General features: G+C 66.1%; 22 protein-coding genes. 7 read left to right on the top strand and 15 right to left on the bottom strand.

Annotated features, from left to right (window positions below; all coding sequences use genetic code 11):
• Nucleotides 1-293 precede the first annotated feature (293 nt).
• The 5 genes from prmC to JKL46_RS05800 form a co-directional block, all read right to left on the bottom strand.
• On the bottom strand, nucleotides 294-1,223 hold the full coding sequence (prmC, locus tag JKL46_RS05820) for a peptide chain release factor N(5)-glutamine methyltransferase (protein ID WP_343074021.1): 930 nt from the start codon (nucleotides 1,221-1,223) through the stop codon (nucleotides 294-296).
• Nucleotides 1,224-1,321: 98 nt separating this feature from the next.
• Entirely contained in the window at nucleotides 1,322-1,735 is a 414-nt protein-coding gene (fosX, locus tag JKL46_RS05815; RefSeq protein WP_210381276.1) for a FosX/FosE/FosI family fosfomycin resistance hydrolase, read from the bottom strand.
• Complete coding sequence (gene prfA, locus JKL46_RS05810; protein ID WP_201830747.1) at nucleotides 1,732-2,820, bottom strand: peptide chain release factor 1; 1,089 nt, start codon at nucleotides 2,818-2,820, stop codon at nucleotides 1,732-1,734. The genes fosX and prfA overlap by 4 nt, the downstream gene beginning before the upstream one ends.
• Nucleotides 2,820-5,087, bottom strand: coding sequence for a phosphoenolpyruvate--protein phosphotransferase (gene ptsP / locus JKL46_RS05805; RefSeq protein ID WP_201830745.1), 2,268 nt, complete (start codon nucleotides 5,085-5,087; stop codon nucleotides 2,820-2,822). The genes prfA and ptsP overlap by 1 nt, the downstream gene beginning before the upstream one ends.
• An 89-nt stretch (nucleotides 5,088-5,176) precedes the next feature.
• Complete coding sequence (locus JKL46_RS05800) at nucleotides 5,177-6,415, bottom strand: aspartate kinase (protein WP_201830743.1); 1,239 nt, start codon at nucleotides 6,413-6,415, stop codon at nucleotides 5,177-5,179.
• A 352-nt stretch (nucleotides 6,416-6,767) separates the two neighbouring features.
• On the opposite strand from JKL46_RS05800, the gene ubiG reads away from it, so the two are divergent.
• Nucleotides 6,768-7,496 (top strand): bifunctional 2-polyprenyl-6-hydroxyphenol methylase/3-demethylubiquinol 3-O-methyltransferase UbiG, encoded by a 729-nt coding sequence (gene ubiG, locus JKL46_RS05795; RefSeq protein ID WP_201830736.1) that lies wholly within the window; start codon nucleotides 6,768-6,770, stop codon nucleotides 7,494-7,496.
• Here the strand turns inward: ubiG and nhaA are convergent.
• Entirely contained in the window at nucleotides 7,469-8,683 is a 1,215-nt protein-coding gene (gene nhaA, locus JKL46_RS05790; protein ID WP_201830730.1) for a Na+/H+ antiporter NhaA, read from the bottom strand. The two genes, ubiG and nhaA, sit on opposite strands and share 28 nt — an antisense overlap.
• Before the next feature lie 332 nt (nucleotides 8,684-9,015).
• Nucleotides 9,016-9,921 (bottom strand): LysR family transcriptional regulator, encoded by a 906-nt coding sequence (locus JKL46_RS05785; protein ID WP_201830727.1) that lies wholly within the window; start codon nucleotides 9,919-9,921, stop codon nucleotides 9,016-9,018.
• Between the two features lie 97 nt (nucleotides 9,922-10,018).
• Here JKL46_RS05785 and JKL46_RS05780 point away from each other — a divergent pair, with 97 nt between their 5' ends.
• Nucleotides 10,019-11,209, top strand: a complete 1,191-nt coding sequence (locus tag JKL46_RS05780) for an MFS transporter (protein ID WP_201830726.1) — start codon at nucleotides 10,019-10,021, stop codon at nucleotides 11,207-11,209.
• Nucleotides 11,210-11,218: 9 nt separating this feature from the next.
• On the opposite strand, the gene JKL46_RS05775 is transcribed toward JKL46_RS05780, so the two are convergent.
• From JKL46_RS05775 to JKL46_RS05755, 5 genes are all read right to left on the bottom strand, one after another.
• The gene (locus JKL46_RS05775; protein WP_201830725.1) at nucleotides 11,219-11,752 is read right to left on the bottom strand and encodes a metallophosphoesterase family protein; all 534 of its coding nucleotides are present in this window, start codon (nucleotides 11,750-11,752) and stop codon (nucleotides 11,219-11,221) included.
• Nucleotides 11,753-11,802: 50 nt separating this feature from the next.
• Nucleotides 11,803-12,249: a DUF1178 family protein gene (locus tag JKL46_RS05770; protein ID WP_201830724.1), complete on the bottom strand. Its 447-nt coding sequence runs from the start codon at nucleotides 12,247-12,249 to the stop codon at nucleotides 11,803-11,805.
• A 42-nt stretch (nucleotides 12,250-12,291) separates the two neighbouring features.
• Entirely contained in the window at nucleotides 12,292-13,155 is an 864-nt protein-coding gene (locus tag JKL46_RS05765) for a carbon-nitrogen hydrolase family protein (protein WP_201830723.1), read from the bottom strand.
• A gap of 15 nt (nucleotides 13,156-13,170) precedes the next feature.
• Nucleotides 13,171-13,428 (bottom strand): glutaredoxin 3, encoded by a 258-nt coding sequence (gene grxC, locus JKL46_RS05760; protein WP_201830722.1) that lies wholly within the window; start codon nucleotides 13,426-13,428, stop codon nucleotides 13,171-13,173.
• Nucleotides 13,429-13,490: 62 nt separating this feature from the next.
• On the bottom strand, nucleotides 13,491-14,273 hold the full coding sequence (locus JKL46_RS05755; protein ID WP_246529170.1) for a ComF family protein: 783 nt from the start codon (nucleotides 14,271-14,273) through the stop codon (nucleotides 13,491-13,493).
• 224 nt (nucleotides 14,274-14,497) lie between these two features.
• On the opposite strand from JKL46_RS05755, the gene JKL46_RS05750 reads away from it, so the two are divergent.
• The 4 genes from JKL46_RS05750 to JKL46_RS05735 all read left to right on the top strand — a co-directional run bounded on the left by JKL46_RS05750 (nucleotide 14,498) and on the right by JKL46_RS05735 (nucleotide 17,505).
• Complete coding sequence (locus tag JKL46_RS05750) at nucleotides 14,498-15,376, top strand: methyltransferase domain-containing protein (RefSeq protein WP_201830715.1); 879 nt, start codon at nucleotides 14,498-14,500, stop codon at nucleotides 15,374-15,376.
• A gap of 77 nt (nucleotides 15,377-15,453) precedes the next feature.
• Complete coding sequence (locus JKL46_RS05745; protein WP_201830714.1) at nucleotides 15,454-15,819, top strand: DUF427 domain-containing protein; 366 nt, start codon at nucleotides 15,454-15,456, stop codon at nucleotides 15,817-15,819.
• 94 nt (nucleotides 15,820-15,913) lie between these two features.
• Nucleotides 15,914-17,062: an iron-containing alcohol dehydrogenase gene (locus JKL46_RS05740; protein WP_201830710.1), complete on the top strand. Its 1,149-nt coding sequence runs from the start codon at nucleotides 15,914-15,916 to the stop codon at nucleotides 17,060-17,062.
• A gap of 8 nt (nucleotides 17,063-17,070) precedes the next feature.
• Nucleotides 17,071-17,505, top strand: coding sequence for an acyl-CoA thioesterase (locus tag JKL46_RS05735; RefSeq protein ID WP_201830707.1), 435 nt, complete (start codon nucleotides 17,071-17,073; stop codon nucleotides 17,503-17,505).
• Here JKL46_RS05735 and JKL46_RS05730 read toward each other — a convergent pair.
• Both JKL46_RS05730 and JKL46_RS05725 read right to left on the bottom strand, forming a co-directional pair.
• A complete protein-coding gene (locus JKL46_RS05730) occupies nucleotides 17,489-18,418 on the bottom strand; it encodes a DMT family transporter (RefSeq protein WP_201830704.1) in 930 nt (309 codons plus the stop codon). The genes JKL46_RS05735 and JKL46_RS05730 overlap by 17 nt on opposite strands.
• 10 nt (nucleotides 18,419-18,428) lie before the next feature.
• A complete protein-coding gene (locus tag JKL46_RS05725) occupies nucleotides 18,429-18,842 on the bottom strand; it encodes an NUDIX domain-containing protein (protein ID WP_201830700.1) in 414 nt (137 codons plus the stop codon).
• A 323-nt stretch (nucleotides 18,843-19,165) separates the two neighbouring features.
• Between JKL46_RS05725 and JKL46_RS05720 the strand changes: the two genes are divergently transcribed.
• On the top strand, nucleotides 19,166-19,540 hold the full coding sequence (locus JKL46_RS05720; protein WP_201830697.1) for a hypothetical protein: 375 nt from the start codon (nucleotides 19,166-19,168) through the stop codon (nucleotides 19,538-19,540).
• A 9-nt stretch (nucleotides 19,541-19,549) separates the two neighbouring features.
• Here the strand turns inward: JKL46_RS05720 and argJ are convergent, their stop codons facing one another.
• On the bottom strand, nucleotides 19,550-20,791 hold the full coding sequence (gene argJ, locus JKL46_RS05715) for a bifunctional glutamate N-acetyltransferase/amino-acid acetyltransferase ArgJ (protein ID WP_201830696.1): 1,242 nt from the start codon (nucleotides 20,789-20,791) through the stop codon (nucleotides 19,550-19,552).
• Nucleotides 20,792-21,027: the final 236 nt, after the last annotated feature.

Genomic DNA, 21,027 nt, shown 5'->3' with positions numbered 1-21,027 from the left:
ACGGGCTCAACGCCCACCGTTCGCGTGGCAAACCGTCTGTCGTTCGACCACAGCCCTCAAGAGACTTGGCCATCCTTCAGTGTCGGGTTCAGGTGATCGCGCCAGGCTGTTCCGTTTTAAAGAGCCCCTGCCTGCGCGATTGATCTCGTTGGTCTTCCGGCATGCCCCTCGGGAGCTGCCGATTTGTTTAGACCGAGGACGATCTCTAGATCCGAATCTAGCGGGTTCCGCTCGGTCCAACAAGGGCTAATTCGGGTTTTATCCCATCCTGGGACAAGAAAGCCGCACCCCGCTCATAAGGATCGCTTCATGGCGACGCAGCGGGGATTGCCAGATAGATCGTGTGCGATTCGCAGGACTTCAAGGCCGTGGAGACCGGCCAAGCTTCTTAAATCCTCCGCCTGATCGTAGCCGATCTCGACCGCGAGCAGGCCTCCAGGGGCAAGGAGCCTGTCGGCCTCGCTCAAGAGGATGCGATAGGGTTCGAGGCCGTCCGCCCCGCCGTCGAGGGCAAGCCTTGGATCGTGCTCGCGCACCTCCTCGTCGAGGGTCGGAATCACGCCGGAGGCGATATAGGGCGGATTCGAGACGATCAGGTCGAAGGAGCCCGAGACCGCCTCGGCCCAGCGGGAGAGGGCGAAATGGCTGCGCGCCCCGACCCCGTTGTCCTCCGCATTGGCCCGCGCGGTCACGAGGGCGCCGGGGGACAGGTCGATCCCGAGGCCGGTGGCCTTCGGCAGCTCGTGCAGGAGCGCGACCAGGATGCAGCCCGACCCGGTGCCGAAATCGACGATTCGAAGGGGCGCCTGCCAGTCGGGGAGGAAAGCGAGGGCCGTCTCGACGACGGTTTCCGTGTCGGGCCGGGGCACCAGGGTCTCGGGCGACAGGCGGAAGGGCAGGCCCCAGAACTCACGAGTTCCGACGATTCGGGCCACCGGCTCATGGGCGAGACGACGGCGGGTGAAGGCCGCGAGGGTTTCGGCTTCCTCCGCGGTCAAAGGCGTGTCGGGATGCGTGACGAGGGCGGTCGCCGGGATGCCGAGCGCCGTCAGGAGCAGCAGGCGGGCGTCCAGGGCGGCGTTCGCGAACCCGGCTTCGCTCAGTGTCCGACGCAGGTCCTTCAGGGCATCAGCGCGGGTTTGTTCAAGTCTTCCCTCCCCCTTGCGGGGAGGGGTAGGGGTGGGGGTGGTCCGACCGGGTGATGTGTCAGGTGGGTGAGGCACCGGTAACGGCCTTCATGCTCAATTCGTTAGCTGCTTCATCTGACTTTCCGACCCCCACCCCTAACCCCTCCCCGCAAGGGGGAGGGAAGAGCACGCCCTTATGACTTCACGCCCTGTCGGTACCGCTCCAGCCGCTCCTCGAGCGTGCCTGTGTGCAGCTCGAACAGGTGGTTGTCGTCGTCGTAGAAGTAGAGCGAATGGCCCTCGCCCTCGACGCGGGGGCGGGACTCGCGCATTTCCAGCCCCAACGCCTCGATCCGCCGCCGGTATTCGTCGATGGCGGAGGCCGGAATCTTGAAGGCGATGTGGTTGTAGGTCCGGGTCGGGAGGCTCTCGCCCTCCATCACGGCGATCCAGAGACCGCCCACGTCGAAGAACTTTTCCCGCGACAGGGAGAAGGTGTCCTCGCCCGAGGAATAGATCTCCCGGCCGCCGAGCGCGCCTTCGACGATGGCCGTCATGCGGGCGAGATCGCGGGTGATCAGGGTGATGTGGCTGAGGCCTTCGATCATGCCGCCTGGTCCTGGGCTGCGAGCTGGGCCGCCTGGTGTTCGGTCACGAGGGCGTCGATCAGCTCGTCCAGGGCATTGCCGGCGATCACCTCTTCCAGCTTGTAGAGGGTCAGGTTGATGCGGTGGTCGGTGACGCGGCCTTGCGGGAAATTGTAGGTGCGGATGCGCTCGGAGCGGTCGCCCGAGCCCACCTGCGCCTTGCGGTCGGCGGCGCGGGCCGCGTCCTTGGCGTTGCGTTCGGCATCGTAGAGGCGGGCGCGCAGGAGGGCCATGGCGCGGGCGCGGTTCTTGTGCTGCGAGCGCTCGTCCTGGACGAACACCACCATGCCGGACGGGATATGGGTGATGCGGATCGCCGATTCGGTCTTGTTCACGTGCTGACCGCCCGCTCCCTGGGCGCGCATGGTGTCGATCTTCAGATCGGCATCGTTGATCACGATGTCCACATCCTCGGCCTCGGGCAGCACCGCGACCGTGGCGGCTGAGGTGTGGATGCGCCCCTGCGTCTCCGTGTCCGGCACGCGCTGGACCCGGTGCACGCCGCTCTCGAACTTGAGGCGGGCGAACACGCCGCGACCCTTGATCTCGGCCACCACTTCCTTGTAGCCGCCGGCCGTGCCCTCGCTCTCGGACACGATCTCGACCTTCCAGCCTTTCAGGTCCGCATAGCGGGTGTACATGCGCAGCAAATCGCCGGCGAAGAGGGCCGCCTCGTCGCCGCCGGTGCCGGCGCGGATTTCGAGGATGGCGCTCTTCTCGTCCGCCTCGTCCTTGGGCAGGAGCATGACGCGCAGGTCCTGGGCGGCCTTTTCCAGGTCCTCGCGGGCCTGGGGCAGCTCGTCCTCGGCGAGGGAGCGCATTTCGGCATCGGTCGCAGGATCGTCGCGCAGGCCTTCGAGGCCGCTCAGGTTCTCCTCCATGGCGCGGTAGGCGCGGATGGCCTCGACGACGCCGTCGAGCTCGGAGAGCTCGCGGGAGAGGGACACGAAGGTTTCGGGATCGGGGCCGGCATTGAGCGTCGCCGTGATGATGTCATGGCGGGCGAGAATGGCGTTCAGGCGATCGGAAGGAGGCGCAATCGACATCAGACCGGAATACCATGGGTTTCCGCAAAGCGGGCGAGCTTCGGGCGCAGCGTTTCGACGCTCCCGGGATGCTTCAGCTCCTCGCGGATCATTGCGCCGATCTCGGCGATGTTGGTCTCCAGCAGCATCGCCTTCACGGGGCCGATGGAAGCCGGGGACATGGAGAGCGAGCGGAAGCCCAGGCCGATCAGGGCCATGGCCTCGAGCGGCCGTCCGCCGATCTCGCCGCAGACGGTGGCGAGGCAGCCTGCTTCGTTCGCCTGATCGGCCACCATCTGCAGGGCCCGCAGCATGGGAGCGCTCAAAGGATCGAAACGGTCCGAGACGCGCCGGTTCTCGCGGTCGCTTGCGAAGAGGAACTGCATCAGGTCGTTGGTGCCGAGCGAGATGAAATCGGCGCTTTCGCAGATTTCCCGGAGCTGGAACAGGAGCGAGGGCACCTCCAGCATCACCCCGAGCTTGAGGTCGGAGGGCAGGGGATGGCCGTGCGTGGCGAGGTGGTTCTTCTCGCGCTCGACGATCTGCTTGGCGCGCTCGAACTCGTCGCAGGTCGCCACCATCGGGAACATGATCTTGAGCGGCCGCCCGGAAGCCGCCTTGAGCAGGGCGCGGATCTGGGCGCGCAGCAGGCCCGGCCGGTCGAGGCCGATGCGGATGGCGCGCCAGCCGAGAGCCGGGTTCTCCTCCTCGACGGACTGCATGTAGGGCAGGATCTTGTCGCCGCCGATGTCGAGGGTGCGGAAGGTGACCGGCCGGTCGCCGGCCTCGGTGAAGACGGTCGAGTAGAGCGCCTGCTGCTCTGAAGCCGAGGGCATGCGTTCGGCGATCATGAACTGCAGCTCGGTGCGGAACAGCCCGACGCCCGCGGCTCCGGTCTCGGCGAGATGCGGCAGGTCGACGACGAGCCCGGCATTGAGCTGCAGCACCACCTCGACGCCGTCCTTGCTGACGGAGGGCACGTCCCGCAGCTTGAGATACTGCTCCTGCCGGCGGGCGCGCAGCCGCGCCTTCTCGGCATAGGCCGCCTCCACATCCGCGTTGGGCCGGATCTGCACGTCGCCCGCGGCGCCATCGACGATGATGGCGTCGCCCTGCTCGGTCAGGGAGGTGGCGTTCGAGACCTCGCCGACGGCGGGAATGCCGAGCGCCCGGGCGACGATGGCGATGTGGCTGGTCGGCCCGCCTTCTTCGAGCACGAGGCCGCGCAGGCGCGAGCGGTCGTAGTCGAGGAGCGCCGCCGGGCCCATGGAGCGGGCCACGATGATGGCGTTTTCCGGCAGCTGCTCGCGCTCGACCACGAGATCGCGGCCGACGAGGCGGTGCAGCAGGCGGTTGGCGAGATCGTCGAGATCGTGCAGGCGCTCGCGCAGGTAAGGATCGGTCTGGCGCAGCATGCGGGCGCGGTTGTCGGACTGCACCCGCTCCACCGCGGCCTCCGCCGTCAGGCCCGAGGTCACCGCCTCGCGCATGCGCCGGAGCCAGCCCTGGTCGTGGGCGAACATGCGGAAGGTCTCCAGGACCTCCCGGTGCTCGCCGTGATGGGCCACGTCGCCGCGCTCGATCAGCTCGTCGATGGAGAGCCGCACCTCGGCGATGGCCGAATCGAGGCGCTGCAGTTCAGGCTCGATGGTCTCGGCGATCAGGTTCTTGACCACCACCCGGGGCTCATGGAGCACCACGTGCCCGAGGCCTACGCCGTCGGCCAGCGCGACGCCCCTCTGATAGACCGGGCGGCGCAGCGCGATGCCGGTCTCGACCGGCGCCAGGGCCTGAAGCTCGCCGGTGGCGAGCATCTCCGCCACCACCATGGCGGTGGTTTGAAGGGCCTCGACCTCCTCCTCGGTATAGACCCGGTAGGTGCGGTTCTGGACGACCAGGACGCCGAGGGTATTGCCGGCCCGCAGCAGCGGCACGCCGAGGAAGGCGTGGTAGATCTCTTCGCCCGTCTCGGGCTTGTAGGAGAACGAGGGGTGGCTCTGGGCGTCGGAGAGCGCCAGGGGCTCGGCCGTCGAGGCGATGAGGCCGACGAGGCCCTCGCCCGAGCGCATGATTGTGAGGTGGACGGCTTCCCGGTTCAGGCCCTCGGTGGCGAAAAGCTCGAGAACGCCGTCGCCGCGCAGCACATAGACGGAGCAGACCTCCGCCACCATGTTCGCGGCGATCTGGGTGACGATCCTGTCGAGACGGTCCTGCGCCCCCACCGGCTCCGCCATGATCTCGCGGAGGCGGCGCAGCAGAAGGCGCGGACCGCCGGGAGCGCTGGGCATGAGCTATCAGTTCCCGTCCTGCCAGGGCCGGCGAAGCGGACCGGCGGTTACCTTGTTCAAGTGTCGCAGCCCGAGCGATCCCTCGTCAATCAGGCTTGATCAAGGCCGTATAGCGAGTGGAGCGTGCGAACCGCAAGTTCCGTGTAGGCGGATTCGATCAGCACCGAGAACTTGATCTCGGAGGTGGTGATCGCGCGGATGTTGATGCCCTTTTCCGCCAAGGCTTTGAAGGCCCGGGCCGCCACGCCGGCATGGCTGCGCATGCCGACCCCGATGGCGGAGACCTTGACCACGTCGGTGGCCCCCTGGAGCTCCTTGAAGGCGATCTCGTCCCGGTGGGTGTTGAGAATCGCACAGGCCCGCTCGTAATCGGCGGTGGGCACCGTGAAGGTCAGGTCCGTGGTGGCGGCGTTGTCCGACACGACCTGGATGATCATGTCCACGTTGATGTTGGCATCCGCCAGGGGCACGAAGATCGAGGCGGCGATGCCGGGCTTGTCCGCAATGTCCCGCAGCGTGATCTGGGCCTCGTCGCGCGAATAGGCGATGCCCGTGACGACCTGCTGTTCCATGATGTCTTCCTCGTCGCAGATGAGGGTGCCGAGCTTGGGGTCGGCGGGATCGTCGAAGCTGGAGCGCACATAGGTGGGGACTCGGTGCATCATGGCGAGCTCGACCGAGCGCACCTGGAGCACCTTGGCCCCGAGCGAGGCCATCTCCAGCATTTCCTCGTAGGAAACTTTGTCCAGGCGCCGTGCCTTGGGCACGATGCGCGGATCGGTGGTGTAGACGCCGTCGACGTCCGTGTAGATGTCGCAGCGCTCGGCCTGGACGGCGGCGGCGAGCGCCACGGCGCTGGTGTCCGAGCCGCCGCGACCGAGGGTCGTGATGCGGCCGGAGGGCTGGTGCACGCCCTGGAATCCGGAGACGACGGCCACTTCCTTGTGATCGGTGAAGCCCTTGAGAATCCCGGTGCCGTCGATGGCGGCGATTCGCGCCGAGCCATGGGCTTCCGAGGTCATGATCGGGATCTGCCAGCCCTGCCAGGAGCGCGACTTCAGGCCCATCTCCTGCAGGGCGATCGCGAGAAGGCCCGAGGTCACCTGTTCGCCGGAGGCGACGACCACGTCGTACTCCTTCGAATCGTAGAGGGCGTTCGCTTCCTTGACCCAGCCGACGAGCTCGTTGGTCTTGCCCGACATGGCGGAAACCACGACGGCGACATCGTAACCGGCCTCGACCTCGCGTTTGACATGCCGCGCCACGTTGCGGATGCGCTCTACGGTGGCGACGGATGTTCCGCCGAACTTCATGACGAGACGGGGCATGGGCGAAGTGGGGCCGTGGTGAGGAATGGAGAAAATTGCCCCTTCGCGCCGCGAAAAGGCGCGTATACATGACGGTAGGGCCGCGCCCTGTCAACGCGCAGTTTTGCGCCCCTGCCGCTCATCCTGGCTTGCTCGGAACGGTGGGGTCGCAAAGCCGGAGCGCCGCCCTTCGCAACACTCTCGACGTCATCACCGGCCTTGTGCCGGTGATCCCGATTGCCTAAAGCGCTGAGCCTCATAGGATCGGGATGGCCGGCACGAGGCCGGCCATGACGGGATAAGTCTCACCCTGTCGGGCCACCCCACCCATACCCCTCCCCGTAAGGGGGAGGGACGTCTCGCGGAGGACTTCATGACGACCATCGACCCGGCCGAGGTCGCCCGTTTCGAAAAGATCGCCGAGACCTGGTGGGATCCGAAGGGGCCGATGAAGGTCCTGCACAAGTTCAATCCGGTCCGCCTCGCCTATATCCGGGACGAGGCCTGCCGCCGCTTCGGGCGCGATCCGCGCTCGGCCCGCTCCCTCGACGGGCTGACGATCCTGGATGTCGGCTGCGGCGGCGGGGTGCTGTCCGAGCCGCTGGCGCGGCTCGGCGCCAGGGTCACGGGGCTCGATCCCGCCCCCACCAACATCTCGGTGGCGAGGCTCCATGCCGAACGGGCGGGGTTGAGCGTCGATTACCGCAACGAGACCGTGGAGGCTTTGGTCGACCGTGGTGAAACCTTCGACATGGTGCTCGCCATGGAGGTGGTGGAGCACGTGGCCGACCGGCAAGCCTTCGTGAATGCCTGTGCTCAGGGTGTGAAGCCCGAGGGCTGCCTCGCCATGGCGACGATCAACCGGACCCTGCGCTCCTTCGCCTCCGCCATCGTGGGGGCCGAGTACATTCTCGGCTGGCTGCCGAAGGGCACCCATGAATGGGACAAGTTCGTCACCCCCGACGAGCTGAGCGACACCATTCGGGGCGCGGGGCTGGATGTCACCGACCTGACCGGCGTCGCATACAGCCCGTTGCGGGATTCCTGGTCGCTCTCGCCGGACACCGGGGTCAACTACATGCTTCTCGCCGCGCGGGCGTGAGGCTTCTCCCGCGGCGCGACGCTGAGCAGGAGATAGCCCGCGAGCGCGGAGAGAGCCGAGCCGAGGAGCACGCCGATCTTGGTGGCGTTCATCAGGTCCTCCTGATCCGGGAAGGCGAGCGCTCCGATGAACAGGCTCATGGTGAAGCCGATGCCGCAAAGCAGCGCGACGCCGTAGCATTGCAGCCGTGAGGCTCCGGCCGGCATGTCGGCGAGATCGAGCCTGACGGCGATTTCCGCGAAGGCGAAGACGCCGATCTGCTTGCCGACGAAGAGGCCCATGGCGATGCCCAGCGGCAGGGGGCTCAGGAGGGAATCGAACGACAGCCCGCCGAGCGGCAGGCCTGCATTGGCGAAGCCGAAAATGGGGATGATCGCGTAGGCGACCCAGGGCTGGATGGCGTGTTCGAGACGGTGCAGCGGGGAATCCTCCGCCCGGGTCTTTTTCGGCTCTGCCTGCAAGGGAATCGTGAGCGCGAGAGCCACGCCGGCGAGCGTCGCATGGATGCCCGACTTCAGCACGAAGAACCACAGCACCGCACCCACAGTGAGATACAGCGGGAGAGCCGTCACATGGAAGCGGTTGAAGGCGATGAGAACCAGAAGGCACAGGGCCGCCGCGCCCAGCATCGGCAGCGACAGCTCGCTCGTATAGAAAAGTGCGATGACGATGATCGCGCCGAGATCGTCGAGGATGGCGAGCGCCGTCAGGAAGATTTTGAGAGAGGCCGGCACCTTTGATCCGAGGATCGCGAGCACGCCGAGCGCGAAGGCGATGTCGGTCGCGGTCGGGATCGCCCAGCCGTTGCGCAGCTGAGGCTCATTCCAGGTAATGGCGAGATAGATGAGGGCGGGGACCACCATGCCGCCGACGGCCGCGATGCCGGGCAGGACCCGGCGCGGCCAGGTGGAGAGCTGCCCGTCCAGCATCTCGCGCTTGATCTCGAGCCCCACCAACAGGAAGAACACGGCCATGAGCGCGTCGTTGATCCAGTGCAGGACGCTGAGGCCCAGCACATAGGTCTTCAGCAAGCCGAAATAGGCACCGGCGAGGGGCGAATTCGCGACCACGAGGGCGATCACCGTCACGCCCATGAGGATGATGCCGCCGGCGGCCTCGCTGTCGAAGAACCGACGCATCAGCGTGATGCGATGCGTGGGCCTCAGATCGCTTTTCGGCCGATCCATCGATGTCTCCCTCAGGGTTGGGGTTGGTTCGCAGTGCATGTCTCCCTCCCCCTTGTGGGGAGGGATCAAGGGTGGGGGTGTGAGCGATAGTCTAGCAGGGGATGGCGCGGGTCTAACTCTCCCTGAGGGAGAGGTCGCGCCGGAGGCGCGGGTGAGGGGTTACACCTTCTCCGGACAAACCTGTACCCCCTCACCCTCGCTGCGCTCGACCTCTCCCCACCGGGGAGAGGTAAGGCTGCGGCAGCGTCAGTACTGAACTCAATCAGCGTCGCACTCACACCCACCGCGAACTCCTCGTCCTTCTATCATCAGAAGAAGCTTTTCTTGACGGTTCAATCCAGCCGCACCCTTTCCACGAGATAATCGAGAAAGGCGCGCACCCGCGCCGGAAGATGGCCGCCGCCGACATAGATCGCGTGGATGCTTTCCGTGTCGCCGGGATTATAGACCTCCAGCACCGGCACGAGGCGCCCTGCTGCCACGTCGGGGCCGATATGGAAGAGCGACAGGCGGCTGATGCCGAGGCCGGTGAGAACGAGAAGCCGCATCGATTCGCCGTCGCTGACCTGGGCGTTGCCGGTCGGCACCACGGCGCTTGCGCTGCCGTCCGCCTTTCGGAACGGCCAGCCATTGCTCTGGCGGGCGAAGCTGAAACCGAGAAGGTTGTGCCGGGCCAGATCCGCCGGCGTCTCCGGGGTGCCCCGCGCTCCGAGATAGGCGGGCGCCGCGACCAGCATCATGCGGCTCTCGCCGAGCTTGCGGGCGACGAGCTGCGAGGATTTCAGCGGGCCGATGCGGATGGCGACATCGGCACGGTCCTCGAGCAGGTCGACCACCGTATCCGTCAGCGTCACCTCCACATTCACCTCGGGATGCCGCTTCAGAAAATCCGGCAGGAGCGGAATGAGATAATGGGTACCGAACGGCACGTTCGTGTTCACTCTGAGACGACCCCGGGGCGCAGCACCCGAAGCGGCGCCGCGCTCGGCCTCGTCGAGATCGGCGAGAACCCGCAATGCGCGGTCGTAGAAGGCCGAACCCTCCGGGGTGAGCTGCAGCTTGCGCGTCGAGCGGTTGACGAGGCGAGTGCCGAGGCGGGCCTCCAGCCTTGCGATCAGCTTGCTTACGGCCGAGGGCGTCATGCGCAGCGCGCGGGCGGCGGCGGAAAAGCCGCCGAGATCGACGACCCGGACGAAAACCTCCATCTCGCCCGACCGGTTGATGTCCATCCGCGCCATTGTGAGTTCAATTCATAAATGATGTGCCTGCCGGCAGGCTAGTTCACAAGCCTCATGGCGTCCATCTTGCGGCAACACTTCGCTCAAGGACGCTCCCATGCCTCTTGCTCTCTACGCCCTGACGGCCGGTGCCTTCGGCATCGGCGTCACGGAATTCGTCATCATGGGCCTGCTGTTGCAGGTCAGCGCCGATCTCGGCGTCTCGATCTCGGCGGCGGGCCTGCTCATTTCCGGCTATGCGCTGGGCGTCGTGGTCGGCGCGCCGCTGCTGACCACGCTCACCGGCCGCTGGTCGCGCAAGAATGTGCTGCTCGCGCTCATGATCGTCTTCACCCTCGGCAACCTCGCCTGCGCCGTCGCGCCGGACTACGCGACGCTGATGGCCGCCCGCGTGCTGACGGCCTTCGCGCACGGCACCTTCTTCGGCGTCGGCTCGGTCGTGGCCACGAACCTCGTTCCGGCCGACAAGAAGGCCTCGGCCATCGCCATCATGTTCACGGGGCTGACCGTCGCCAACATCCTCGGCGTTCCCTTCGGCACCTGGCTCGGCCAGGCCTATGGCTGGCGCGCCACCTTCTGGGCGGTGACCGCCGTCGGCGTGGCGGCGCTCGCCGTGATCGCGCTCTTCGTGCCGAAGGATCGCGAGGAGGCTTCGGAGGGCGGAAGCCTGCGCGACGAGCTCAAGGTGCTCGCGCGCCGCCCGGTGCTGCTCGGCCTCCTCACCACGGTGCTCGGCTATGCCGGCGTCTTCGCGGTCTTCACCTATATCGCGCCGATCCTGACCGAGATCACCGGCTTCTCGGAGGCCACCGTCTCGCCGGTCCTGCTGGTCTTCGGCGGCGGATTGGTGCTCGGCAATCTCGTGGGCGGCAGGCTCGCCGACCGCCGCCTGATGGCGACCCTCATCGGAACGCTGGGCCTCCTTGCCGTCGTCCTCGCGGCCATGACGCTGGGCATCCACAACAGGATCGCGGCAATCGCCTTCGTCGGTCTCCTCGGCGCCGCCGCCTTCGCCACCGTGCCGCCGCTGCAGATGTGGGTGCTGGAAAAGGCCGACGGCGCCGGCCAGAGCCTGGCCTCGAGCCTCAACATCGCCGCCTTCAATCTCGGCAACGCGCTCGGCGCCTGGCTCGGCGGCTTCGTGATCGATCACGGATTGGGCCTGGGCGCGGTCCCGTGGGTCGCGGCCCTGCTGCCCGCCTCCGGCCTGCTCCTGGCGCTGTGGAGCCGCAGGCTCGACCGCGCTGACGCCTCGCCGGTATTGGCACCTGTGAAAGCCGGAATCTGACAGCGTCTCTCAGTCAGAGGCCACTTCGGCACTGGCCTTCCGGCGTCTCGTCCGGGAGGCCAGAATCGTCTCGAGAGTCACCGGGCGATAGTCGAATGCGTCCACGCCGACATCGAACTGGCGCGTCTGCGGCTTCAGCTTGGCGTGCGAATGTCCATGCAGGTCGATCCAGCCGCGGCCCATGTTCTTCCAGGTGCGGAAGGCGTAATGGCACATGACCATGGCATGACCTTCCAGATGGATTTCCGCATAGGCCTGCACGCTCTCCCAGCCTTGCGCCGCAAGCGTTTCCGGGCCGTCGTTGTTGCCGGTGATCAGATGCTTGCGGCCGTTGAGCAGGCCCAGCAGCTCGTCGATCCGCTCCCGCCGTACATGCAGCGCGAAATCGCCGAGATGCCAGACCTCGTCGCTGCCTGAGACGACCGCGTTCCAGTTTTTGATGAGAGCCTCATCATGCTCGGCAATCGTCCTGAACGGGCGCTTGTCGATGCGCAGGACCCGCGGATCGCCGAAATGCGTGTCGCTGGTGAAGAAGACCGTCAAGGAAAGCCCCGATTTTGATGCGGCTGAGGCGTAATCCTGAGGCGTAGCGGCTAGTTCCGGTCGTCCGGCACGACAGGAAGAGGCAGCACGTCGATGCCTTCCTCCAGCAGCGCCCGCGCCTCCGCGAGATCCGCCTCGCCATAGATCGAGCGCTCCTCCGTCTCGCCGAAATGCATCTTGCGCGCCTCCTCGACGAAGCCTTTGCCGACATCTTCGGCGTTCTTCATCACGTGCTCGCGCAACGCCCGCAGGGCGGCGCGCAATTCGCGCTCGCGGTCGGTGAGAACCGCGACCGGCTGCGCCTCCGGCATCGGTGCCGGCGGGGCCTTGTCCGTGCGCGCGACGGAGGGCGCCATGATCTGCTTCTCGACGTTGGGCGAGTCGCAGAAGGGACAGGTGACGAAGCCGCGCTTGCGCTGCGTCTCGAACGCCTCGCTTGAAGGAAACCAGCTCTCGAACTCATGGGCCTGCTCGCAGGCCAGGGCATACTTGATCATGTCTTGGGAGACGTAAGGATTCAGGCGCGGAAAGGGAAGGGATCAGGCGGTGGCCGCCCGATCCGTCTCGATGGTGGGAACGACCTCGACCTTGAAGGGCCGCGCATTCTTGAGGGTCGGGATGCGCCCGCGCACCTCCGCGACGAGGGCGGTGTCGATCTCAGCCAGGAACACGCCCGGCTCCGTGCCGCCATCCGCCAGCACCCGGCCCCAGGGATCGATGATCACGGAATGGCCATAGGTCTCGCGCCCGTCCTCGTGCAGGCCCGCTTGAGCGGCGGAGATCATGAACGACCCGGTCTCGATGGCCCGCGCCCGATGCAGCACGTGCCAGTGGGCCTCGCCGGTCTGCCTGGTGAAGGCGGCCGGCGCCGAGAGGAACGAGGCGCCATTGTCGGCAAGCGCCTTGTAGAGGGCGGCGAAGCGCACGTCGTAGCAGATGGTCATGCCGAGATAGCCCCAGGGGGTCTCGGCGGCGACGGCTGAGGCACCGCCGGTATAGGTGGCTGATTCGCGCCAGCTCTCGCCGTTCGGCAGATCGACGTCGTAGAGGTGGATCTTGTCGTAGGAGGCGATGACCTCGCCGTCCGTGCCGATGAGAAAGGCGCGGTTGGCGACCTTGTCGCCCTCCTTCACCGCGATCGAGCCGATCTGGACCACGATGTTCCGCTCCCGCGCCACCTCGCGAAGCGCCGCAAGCACCGGGTCCTTCGCTTCCGGTCCGACCTTGTCGAACAGCTCCGCCCGGTCCCGGCACACGAGCGAGGTCATCTCCGGCGTCTGGGCGAAATGCGCGCCCTTATCCGCGGCCTCTCGGACGAGGGCCACGGCCGCGTCGCGGTTTTTGAGCACGTCGCGGCCGGAGCGCATCTGGATGCAGGCGGCGGTGAAGCGGGTCGAGGTCATGGAATCTGGTCTCCGTCAGGCCTGCAATAAAGGCTCAAGCTGGCCCCTGTCATCAAGAGCATACAGATCGTCGCAGCCGCCGACATGCTTTTCGCCGATGAAGATCTGCGGCACGGTGGTGCGGCCCTTGGCCTTCTGAATCATCTCGGCCCGGGCCTCCGGCTTCTTCTCGATGTCGATCTCGGTGAATTCGGCGCCTTTGTCGTCGAGAAGCTTCTTGGCGGCCGAGCAATAGGGGCACCAGCCCTTGGTGTAGATCGTGATAGGCGGCATGACAGAGAATTCTCCTGTGTTGGAGTGGATATAGGAAGCTTTGGGCTCCGGTCACAACTGCTTCATGACTCTCGCACAACTCGCGCGAAGGCCAGAATATCCACCTTGGCCGCTCCGCCGCGCAGAAGCGCCCGCGAAGCGGCATTGGCGGTGGAGCCGGTTGTGAGCACGTCGTCGACGAGGAGCACGCGCTTGTCCTTCAGCCGCGCCCTGGCTTCCACGGGCACGCGGAAGGCGCCCTGGAGGTTCTCCTGCCGCTGCGCCTTGGTGAGCCCGACCTGCCGGCGGCTGCGCTTGACGCGGGCGAGGAGGAAGGGATCGCAGGGCAGTCCGCTCTCAGCCGAGACCGCCCCGGCGAGAGCCATGGCCTGGTTGAAGCGCCGCCACCACAGCCGCCAGCGGTGCAGGGGCACGGGCACGATCACGTCGGCCTCCCGCAGCAGCTCTGCGCCGGCCCGTGCCATCATGCCGCCGAGAGCCCGGGCAAGCTCCAGGCGGTCATTGTACTTGAGGCGGTGGACGAGCAGGCTTGCGGTGCCGTCATATTCCGCCACGGCTCGGGCACGCTGGAACACCGGCGGATCGGCTATGGCGGCCGGCGACAGAAGCGGCTGGCCGAGATCGACGGCAAAAGGCGTTCCGAGCCGTTCGCAGAAGGGCCGCTCGATGAAGCGAACTTGAGACCAGCAGGCGGCGCACAGGGCATGAGGTTCGCCGGTCGCTGCCTGGCAGGCGATGCAGGTCGGGGGATAGAGCAGGCCGAGCGCCGCCCGCCACGCCTCCCGCCCGCCGCGGCGGAGGCGGGAGCTCCATCGGGTCTCAAGGGCATCGCGGGGCTCGCTCATGGGGCAAGCTTAGCCGAAGGCAGCTTGAAGGACGAGGAGGGGAGCTTCAGGGTGGTCGCCTCTGTGTCATTCCCGGAAGGACGCGTAGCGGAGGGGAAGGGAATCCATGGCGCTGAGCCTGATTGTGGATCCCCTTACCTCGCTACGCTCGCCGGGGATGACAAGCGCTTGATCCTGAAAAATCCCTTGGACCTTCGCACGGCAGACGCCATATCGAGCGCCTCATGAGCACACCTCTCGTCTTCGACCGTTCCCTCGTCCGCCGCCGCCTGTCGCGGGCGCTGAGTCAGGGCTATGCCGATTTTCTCCTCGCCCGCGCGGTCGAGGATCTGGAAGAGCGGCTCTCTGCCGTGTTGCGGACCTTCTCCCTCGCCCTCGACGTGGGCACGCCGACGCCGGCGGCGGCCGAGGCCCTGCGCCGGAGCGGGCGTGCCGAGACCGTGATCCGTCTGTCTCCGGTGCCCGAGCCGGGCAGCGTTCTCGGCGACGAGGAGCAATTGCCGTTCTTCGGCGAGCGCTTCGACCTGGCGGTGTCGCTCCTCGCTCTGCATGGGGTGAACGACCTGCCCGGCGCGCTCGTCCAGATCCGGCGGGCGCTGAAGGCCGACGGATTGTTCATCGGCGCGCTTCTGGGCGGTTCGACCCTGACGGAGCTGCGTCAGGCCCTGGCCCAGGCCGAAGCGGAGATCGAGGGCGGCGCAAGCCCGCGTGTCGCACCCTTCGCCGATCTGCGCGACATTGGCGGGTTGCTGCAGCGGGCGGGATTTGCCCTGCCGGTGACCGATTCGGACGTCGTCAGGGTCCGCTATGCCCATGCCTTCGCCCTGATGCAGGACCTGCGCCGCATGGGCCTGACCAATGCCCTCAACGACCGCCGCAAGACACCGCTGCGGCGTGCGACCTTGCTGAGAACGGCGGAGATCTACGCGGAGCGCTTCGGCGAGGCCGACGGCCGCATTCCGGCGACCTTCGAGATCGTGTGGCTTTCGGGCTGGACCCCGCACGAAAGCCAGCAGAAGCCTCTGCGCCCCGGATCGGCCAAGGTGCGGCTCGCCGATGCGCTCGGCGTGAGAGAGGGCGGACCCGAGAGCAATAAGAAGTAAACCTGCCGCCACTTTGGGCCGCAACCGAGTTGACCTATACTGATTTTCCCAGAAACGTCTCTGGAAAGCATCGCTTCATGAAAGAGCCCGGTCCGGATCATCCGATCACCATCACCAGGAATCCGCACCGGATCCGGGTCATGCTCGGCGGCTTCATCGTCGCCGAGACCACGCAGGCGCTCACCCTGCAGGAAGCGACCCTTCCGGCGGTGCAGTACATTCCGCGCGAGGATGTCCGGATGGACCTGCTCGATCCCACCGATCACCGCACCCATTGCCCCTACAAGGGTGATGCGTCCTATTTCACGGTGAACGGCGGCGGGCTGGTGCGGGAGAACGCGGCCTGGAGCTATGAGACGCCGTTTCCCTCGGTCGAGGCCATCAGGGAGCATCTGGCCTTCTATCCGGAGAAGGTCGACGCCATCGAAGAGTTCAACGACTAAGGTCTTCGCCTAAGGGCGTAACAGCTGTTGGTTGCTGGCCCGCGGCCTGCGGGGCAATCTCGGGTGCAAAGGCACCTTATCTGCAGGAAATCCCATGCTGCCGTTCACCTTCAACACCGCGCCCTCCCTCGTCGTCGGCTCCGGCAGCATTGCGCGCCTCGGGGAAATCGCGGCGCAGCGGCTCGGGCCACGGGTGGCTTTGATCACCGATGCCGGTCTCGTGAAGGCAGGGCTGATCGCGCCCGCTTTGCATGCACTGGAAGAGGCAGGCATCGCCGTCGACGTGTTCGACGCGGTCGTCGCGGATCCGCCCGAGGAGGTGGTGCTGGCAGCCGTTGAGAAGGCGCGCGATTTCGAAGCGCGGGCCGTGATCGGCTTCGGCGGCGGATCGTCCATCGACGTGGCGAAGCTCGTGGCGCTGCTGACCCCGGGCGGCGAGAGCCTGTCGGAGATCTACGGTGTCGGCATGGCGAAGGGACCGCGTCTGCCGCTGCTCGCCATTCCCACCACCGCCGGCACCGGATCGGAGGTCACGCCGATCTCCATCGTCACCACGGGTGCGCACGAGAAGAAGGGCGTCGTGTCGCCGCTCATCATACCGGACATCGCGCTGCTTGATCCCGATCTCACGCTCGGCCTTCCGCCGCATGTGACCGCCGCGACCGGCATCGACGCGATGGTCCATGCCATCGAGGCCTATACCTCGACCAGCGCCAACAACAACCCCGTCTCGCAGGCTTTGGCGAAGGAGGCGCTGCGTCTGCTCGGCCGCAACATCGAGCGCGCCGTGCATGACGGAAAGGATCTGGAGGCGCGCTCCGCGATGCTGCTCGGCTCCCTGCTCGCAGGCCAGGCTTTCGCCAACTCGCCGGTGGCAGCCGTTCATGCGCTCGCCTATCCCATCGGCGGGCATTTCGGCATCCCGCACGGGCTGTCCAACGCGCTCGTGTTGCCGCATGTGCTGCGCTTCAATGCCGGCGCCTGCGAGGCCGCCTATGCGGAGCTTGCGCCACATGCGTTTCCCGATCTCGAAGGCCAGGCCAATGCGGCCGCCTTCGTCGAGGCGCTGGCGTCGCTCTGCACGAAGGTCGGGCTGCAGCCGCGCCTGCGCGATGTCGGCATTCCACGGGAGGCATTGGCGATGATGGCGGAGGATGCGATGAAGCAGACGCGGCTCCTCGTGAACAATCCGCGCCCGCTGACGCTTCAGGATGCGCGAGCGATCTACGAAGCGGCCTGGTGACCTGCTCCATGTCCGACCGTCCCGCGCGCACCGACCGCTCCGCTTTCCGCCTGTTTCGTCCCATCGCCACCCGCTGGATGGACAACGATGCCTATGGGCATGTGAACAACGTTCATTACTACTCGTATTTCGATAGCGCCGTGAACGGCTGGCTCGTCGAAAAGGGCTTGCTCGCCATCGCCGATAGCCCGGTCATTGGCCTCGTGGTCGAATCGGGCTGCAGCTATTTCGAGAGCGTCGCCTTTCCCGATGCGCTTGAGGCCGGCATCGCGGTCGCCCATCTCGGGCGTTCGTCCGTGCGCTACCGGATCGGGATCTTCCAGGAAGGCGCCCTTCAGGCCGCAGCACAGGGGCACTTCGTCCATGTCTATGTGGACCGCGCCACCCAGCGGCCGGTGGAGATCCCGTTCGAGACCCGGAGGGCTCTCAGCGAGCTGACCTGATCCGGCCGCTTAAGGAAACGAACGCCACGCCCACCATCACCACGGCGCCGCCGATGATCTCGCGCAGGCCGATGCTCTCGTTGAGAAACAGCACCGCCATGACGGTGGTCCAGACCGGCGTCAGGTAGCCGACCATCGCGGCGCGGGTCGGGCCGGTGCGGCTGATCAGATGCATGAAGAGCAGCATCGGCAAAGCCGTGGCGAGGGCGCCGAGCGCGATGAGCGGCAACAGGTTCTGCGGCACGGACGCGAAGGCCGGCGGCCCGGCCAGGGTCAGCGCGAGCACCATCGCCCCCAAGCCGGAGCAAACCTGCTGGCCGAGCGCCATGCGGGCCGGATCGGCTCGCCTGACGGTGCGGACATAGACGTTCGCGGTCGCATAGCTGAAGGCGACCGCCACCATGATCAGAACGCCCACCGCGTCGAGGCCGCTGTCGGGGAGGGCGGCCGGACCGATCAGAATGGCCATGCCGACGAGCCCGATCACGACACCGACGAAGCGCTGCGGGCTCAGCCGCTCGTCGGCAAAAAGGATATGCGACATCACCGCCACCATCAGAGGCGAGGAGGCCTGGATCATGCCTGCGGGCGCGGTGGGAATTCGTGTCAGGGCATAGGCCAGGAGCACGTTCGGCAGCCAGCCGTTGAGCGTACCGAGCGTCGCCCAGATCCCCCATTCACCTCGCTTCGGCAGAACGCTTTTGCCCTGGATTGCGAACCAGAGGCCGAGCGTGGTGCCGCCGACCAGCCCACGCATGGCCGCGAGAACGAAGGGGTTCTGATTGCCGCTCAGCTTGATCAGGAGAAGCGAGCTTCCCCAAAGCATCGAGCAAACGAGCAGGTTGGAGGCGACGAAGGCGGCCGTGGGAACGGGCGTTGCGGAAGCCGCTTCCGTTGCTTGCTGGGACGACATGGATGCGCTTCTAGGGCCCGAGAAGATCGGTGAGGAAGGGGATCAGCGGCTCATCGGCCGGCGGCATGGGATAGGAGCGCAGCTCCTGCGGCTTGACCCATTTCAGGCCCTGGCCTTCGAGCGGCTGCACGAAGCCGTCCCAGCGGCGGCAGACATAGAGCGGCATGAGCAGGTGGAAGCTCTCATAAGCGTAACTCGCGAAGGTCAGAGGCGCGAGGCAGGGCTCCTTCACCGAGATTCCGAGCTCTTCGCGCAGCTCGCGGATCAGCGTCTCCTCCGGCCGCTCGCCCGGCTCCACCTTACCTCCGGGAAACTCCCACAGACCCGCGAGCTGCTTTCCTTCCGGCCGTTGCGCCAGAAGGATGCGGTTGTCTGTGTCGATCAGGGCGACGGCGACGACAAGGGTGAGCTTGAGAGGGGGCACTGATGAATCTGCTCAGGAAAACGGCGTTGAGGGCGAGTTGTTAGTCTCTTAGAGCTGTTTCCACTGACATGGAATCAGCTCTCTTCTTTACTTTGCCGCATTTTTTAACGGCGAACCGGATCCACTTCGCCGAAAAATGCTCGAGCGCATCGTGCGCAAAAGGGGATCCGACTTTCTGTCTGGCTCCATCGCCGGTGACGTGATGTGAGGTTACGCACAGGGCAGTTCCGGCGATCCCAATCGGCTTCTTGCACGAGCCAGCCTCCACGATAGATGATGATTTGTATCGAAATTACATTTCATTTCAAAGAGTGGAGGAAACGATGAGAAAGCCTGTTTCCCTGGCCGTTTTCGGCCTTACCTGCACGTTCCTCGCGGCCGGCGCACAAGCCCAGGACTGCGCCGTGGCGCCGATGACGTTCAACTCGCATGTCGCGAATCTGGAAGGCGAGATGACCGTCAAGGCCGGCAAGGGATGCGGCTTCGGCCTGAACGGCATTGAGGGAGCGATCAGGGAAGCAGTCATCGTTCAGAAGCCGAAAGCCGGAATGGCCGGTGTGCAAGGGATCATGCCCTATTACGTAGCGAAGCCGGGCTATCAGGGACCGGACGAGTTTTCCTATGCCATCATCGGAACCGACCAATACGGCGGCCCGATGCGCGTCACGACCAAAATGAAGGTCAGGGTCATTCCCTGACCGGGCCGGTCAGCTCCGGTAGTCGCCGTTGATTTCCACATAGGCCTTGGTGAGGTCGCAGGTCCAGGCCTTGGCTTCGCCCCGGCCGAGGCCGAGATCGACGCGGATCGTGATCTCGTCGCCCCTCATATAGGCGGTGGTCTTGGCCTCGTCGTATTCCGGGTCGCGGGCGCCTTTGACGGCGACGCGAATGTCGCCGAACCAGATTGCGAGCTTGTCGCGTTCGGCGGGCTCGCCCGCCTTGCCGACGGCCATGACCACGCGGCCCCAATTGGCATCCTCGCCGGCAACGGCCGTCTTCACCAGCGGCGAATTGGCGATGGACATGGCGATGCGCTTGGCGGAGATGGCGCCCGTGGCGCCGGTCACCTTCACGGTGACGAATTTGCGCGCGCCCTCACCGTCGCGGGCGACCTGCTGGGCGAGATCGCAGAGCAGGCTCTCCAGGGCACCGCGGAATTCCTTCAGGCGACGGTCGCTCGGGAGCGCGATCGCCGGCGCGCCCTTGGCGGCGGCGGCCCCCGTCGCGAAGAAGAGCAGCGTGTCGGAGGTGGAGGTGTCGCTGTCGACCGTCACGCAGTTGAAGCTCTTGTCGGCACCTTTCTTCAAAAGCGCCTGCAGCACCGAAGCCGCGATCGGGGCATCGGTGAAGATGAAGGAGAGCATGGTCGCCATGTCCGGCGCGATCATGCCCGCCCCCTTGGCGATGCCGTTGATCGTCACCTCGACGCCGCCGATGGTGGCGGTCCGCGTCGCCACTTTCGGGAAGGTGTCGGTTGTCATGATCGCCTTCGCGGCGTCGAGCCAGGCGGTGGTCTTCGCCTTCTTCTCGCAAGCCGCGAGCACGTTTCCGAACTTCGTCGCGTCGAGAGGTTCACCGATGACGCCGGTGGAGGCGATGAAGACCTGCGAGGCGCGGCAGCCAGCCGCCTCGGCGGCGATATCCGCGGTCATCTTCACCGCTTCCGAGCCCTTCTTTCCGGTGAAGGCATTGGCATTGCCGGAATTCACCACCAACGCGCGGGCGGTGCCCTTGGCGAGGTTCTTGCGGCACCAGTCGACGGGAGCCGAGGGGCATTTCGAGCGGGTGAACACGCCCGCCACCGCCGTATCCTTGGCCAGGGTCATGTAGAGAACGTCGGTCCGGTTCTTGTATCGGATGCCGGCCTCCGCCGTCGCGATTCTGACCCCGTCGATGGCGGGAAGGGCCGGAAACGATTTGGGCGCGAGCGGAGACGCGGTCTTGGACATGGGTGACTCGAAAAAAGGCTGTTGGGATACGACGTTGCGAGCCGCGACCTGTGGTTTTTTAAGGCTTCTTGTCAAGTCAAAGCTTCATCGAAGCTTCATGGCGACAGAGTCGAAAACGCCGGAGGGGCCATTCGGTGCCATTGATCCGAGCCGGATTGGGCTGGATCAAAAGCGGCACTGTCATCGAAGGCAATGTCATCCCCGGCGGCCGCAGGCCGGGAAGGGGATCCACTCAT

It is taken from the genome of Microvirga zambiensis WSM3693, from assembly GCF_016735695.1.
Classification (GTDB): Bacteria; Pseudomonadota; Alphaproteobacteria; order Rhizobiales; family Beijerinckiaceae; genus Microvirga; species Microvirga zambiensis.
This window is presented reverse-complemented; position numbering and strand designations above follow the sequence as displayed.

Bases quoted from the DNA above. Each gene is read 5' to 3' on its own strand.
- grxC (WP_201830722.1), bottom strand. From the start codon at position 13,428: ATGCCGCCTATCACGATCTACACCAAGGGCTGGTGCCCCTATTGCTCG.
- JKL46_RS05735 (WP_201830707.1), top strand. From the start codon at position 17,071: ATGTCCGACCGTCCCGCGCGCACCGACCGCTCCGCTTTCCGCCTGTTT.
- ubiG (WP_201830736.1), top strand. From the start codon at position 6,768: ATGACGACCATCGACCCGGCCGAGGTCGCCCGTTTCGAAAAGATCGCC.
- JKL46_RS05800 (WP_201830743.1), bottom strand. From the start codon at position 6,415: ATGCCCCGTCTCGTCATGAAGTTCGGCGGAACATCCGTCGCCACCGTA.
- JKL46_RS05785 (WP_201830727.1), bottom strand. From the start codon at position 9,921: ATGGCGCGGATGGACATCAACCGGTCGGGCGAGATGGAGGTTTTCGTC.
- fosX (WP_210381276.1), bottom strand. From the start codon at position 1,735: ATGATCGAAGGCCTCAGCCACATCACCCTGATCACCCGCGATCTCGCC.
- JKL46_RS05745 (WP_201830714.1), top strand. From the start codon at position 15,454: ATGAAAGAGCCCGGTCCGGATCATCCGATCACCATCACCAGGAATCCG.
- JKL46_RS05780 (WP_201830726.1), top strand. From the start codon at position 10,019: ATGCCTCTTGCTCTCTACGCCCTGACGGCCGGTGCCTTCGGCATCGGC.
- JKL46_RS05740 (WP_201830710.1), top strand. From the start codon at position 15,914: ATGCTGCCGTTCACCTTCAACACCGCGCCCTCCCTCGTCGTCGGCTCC.
- JKL46_RS05755 (WP_246529170.1), bottom strand. From the start codon at position 14,273: ATGAGCGAGCCCCGCGATGCCCTTGAGACCCGATGGAGCTCCCGCCTC.
- JKL46_RS05765 (WP_201830723.1), bottom strand. From the start codon at position 13,155: ATGACCTCGACCCGCTTCACCGCCGCCTGCATCCAGATGCGCTCCGGC.
- JKL46_RS05730 (WP_201830704.1), bottom strand. From the start codon at position 18,418: ATGTCGTCCCAGCAAGCAACGGAAGCGGCTTCCGCAACGCCCGTTCCC.
- nhaA (WP_201830730.1), bottom strand. From the start codon at position 8,683: ATGGATCGGCCGAAAAGCGATCTGAGGCCCACGCATCGCATCACGCTG.
- argJ (WP_201830696.1), bottom strand. From the start codon at position 20,791: ATGTCCAAGACCGCGTCTCCGCTCGCGCCCAAATCGTTTCCGGCCCTT.
- prfA (WP_201830747.1), bottom strand. From the start codon at position 2,820: ATGTCGATTGCGCCTCCTTCCGATCGCCTGAACGCCATTCTCGCCCGC.
- JKL46_RS05750 (WP_201830715.1), top strand. From the start codon at position 14,498: ATGAGCACACCTCTCGTCTTCGACCGTTCCCTCGTCCGCCGCCGCCTG.
- JKL46_RS05770 (WP_201830724.1), bottom strand. From the start codon at position 12,249: ATGATCAAGTATGCCCTGGCCTGCGAGCAGGCCCATGAGTTCGAGAGC.
- JKL46_RS05720 (WP_201830697.1), top strand. From the start codon at position 19,166: ATGAGAAAGCCTGTTTCCCTGGCCGTTTTCGGCCTTACCTGCACGTTC.
- ptsP (WP_201830745.1), bottom strand. From the start codon at position 5,087: ATGCCCAGCGCTCCCGGCGGTCCGCGCCTTCTGCTGCGCCGCCTCCGC.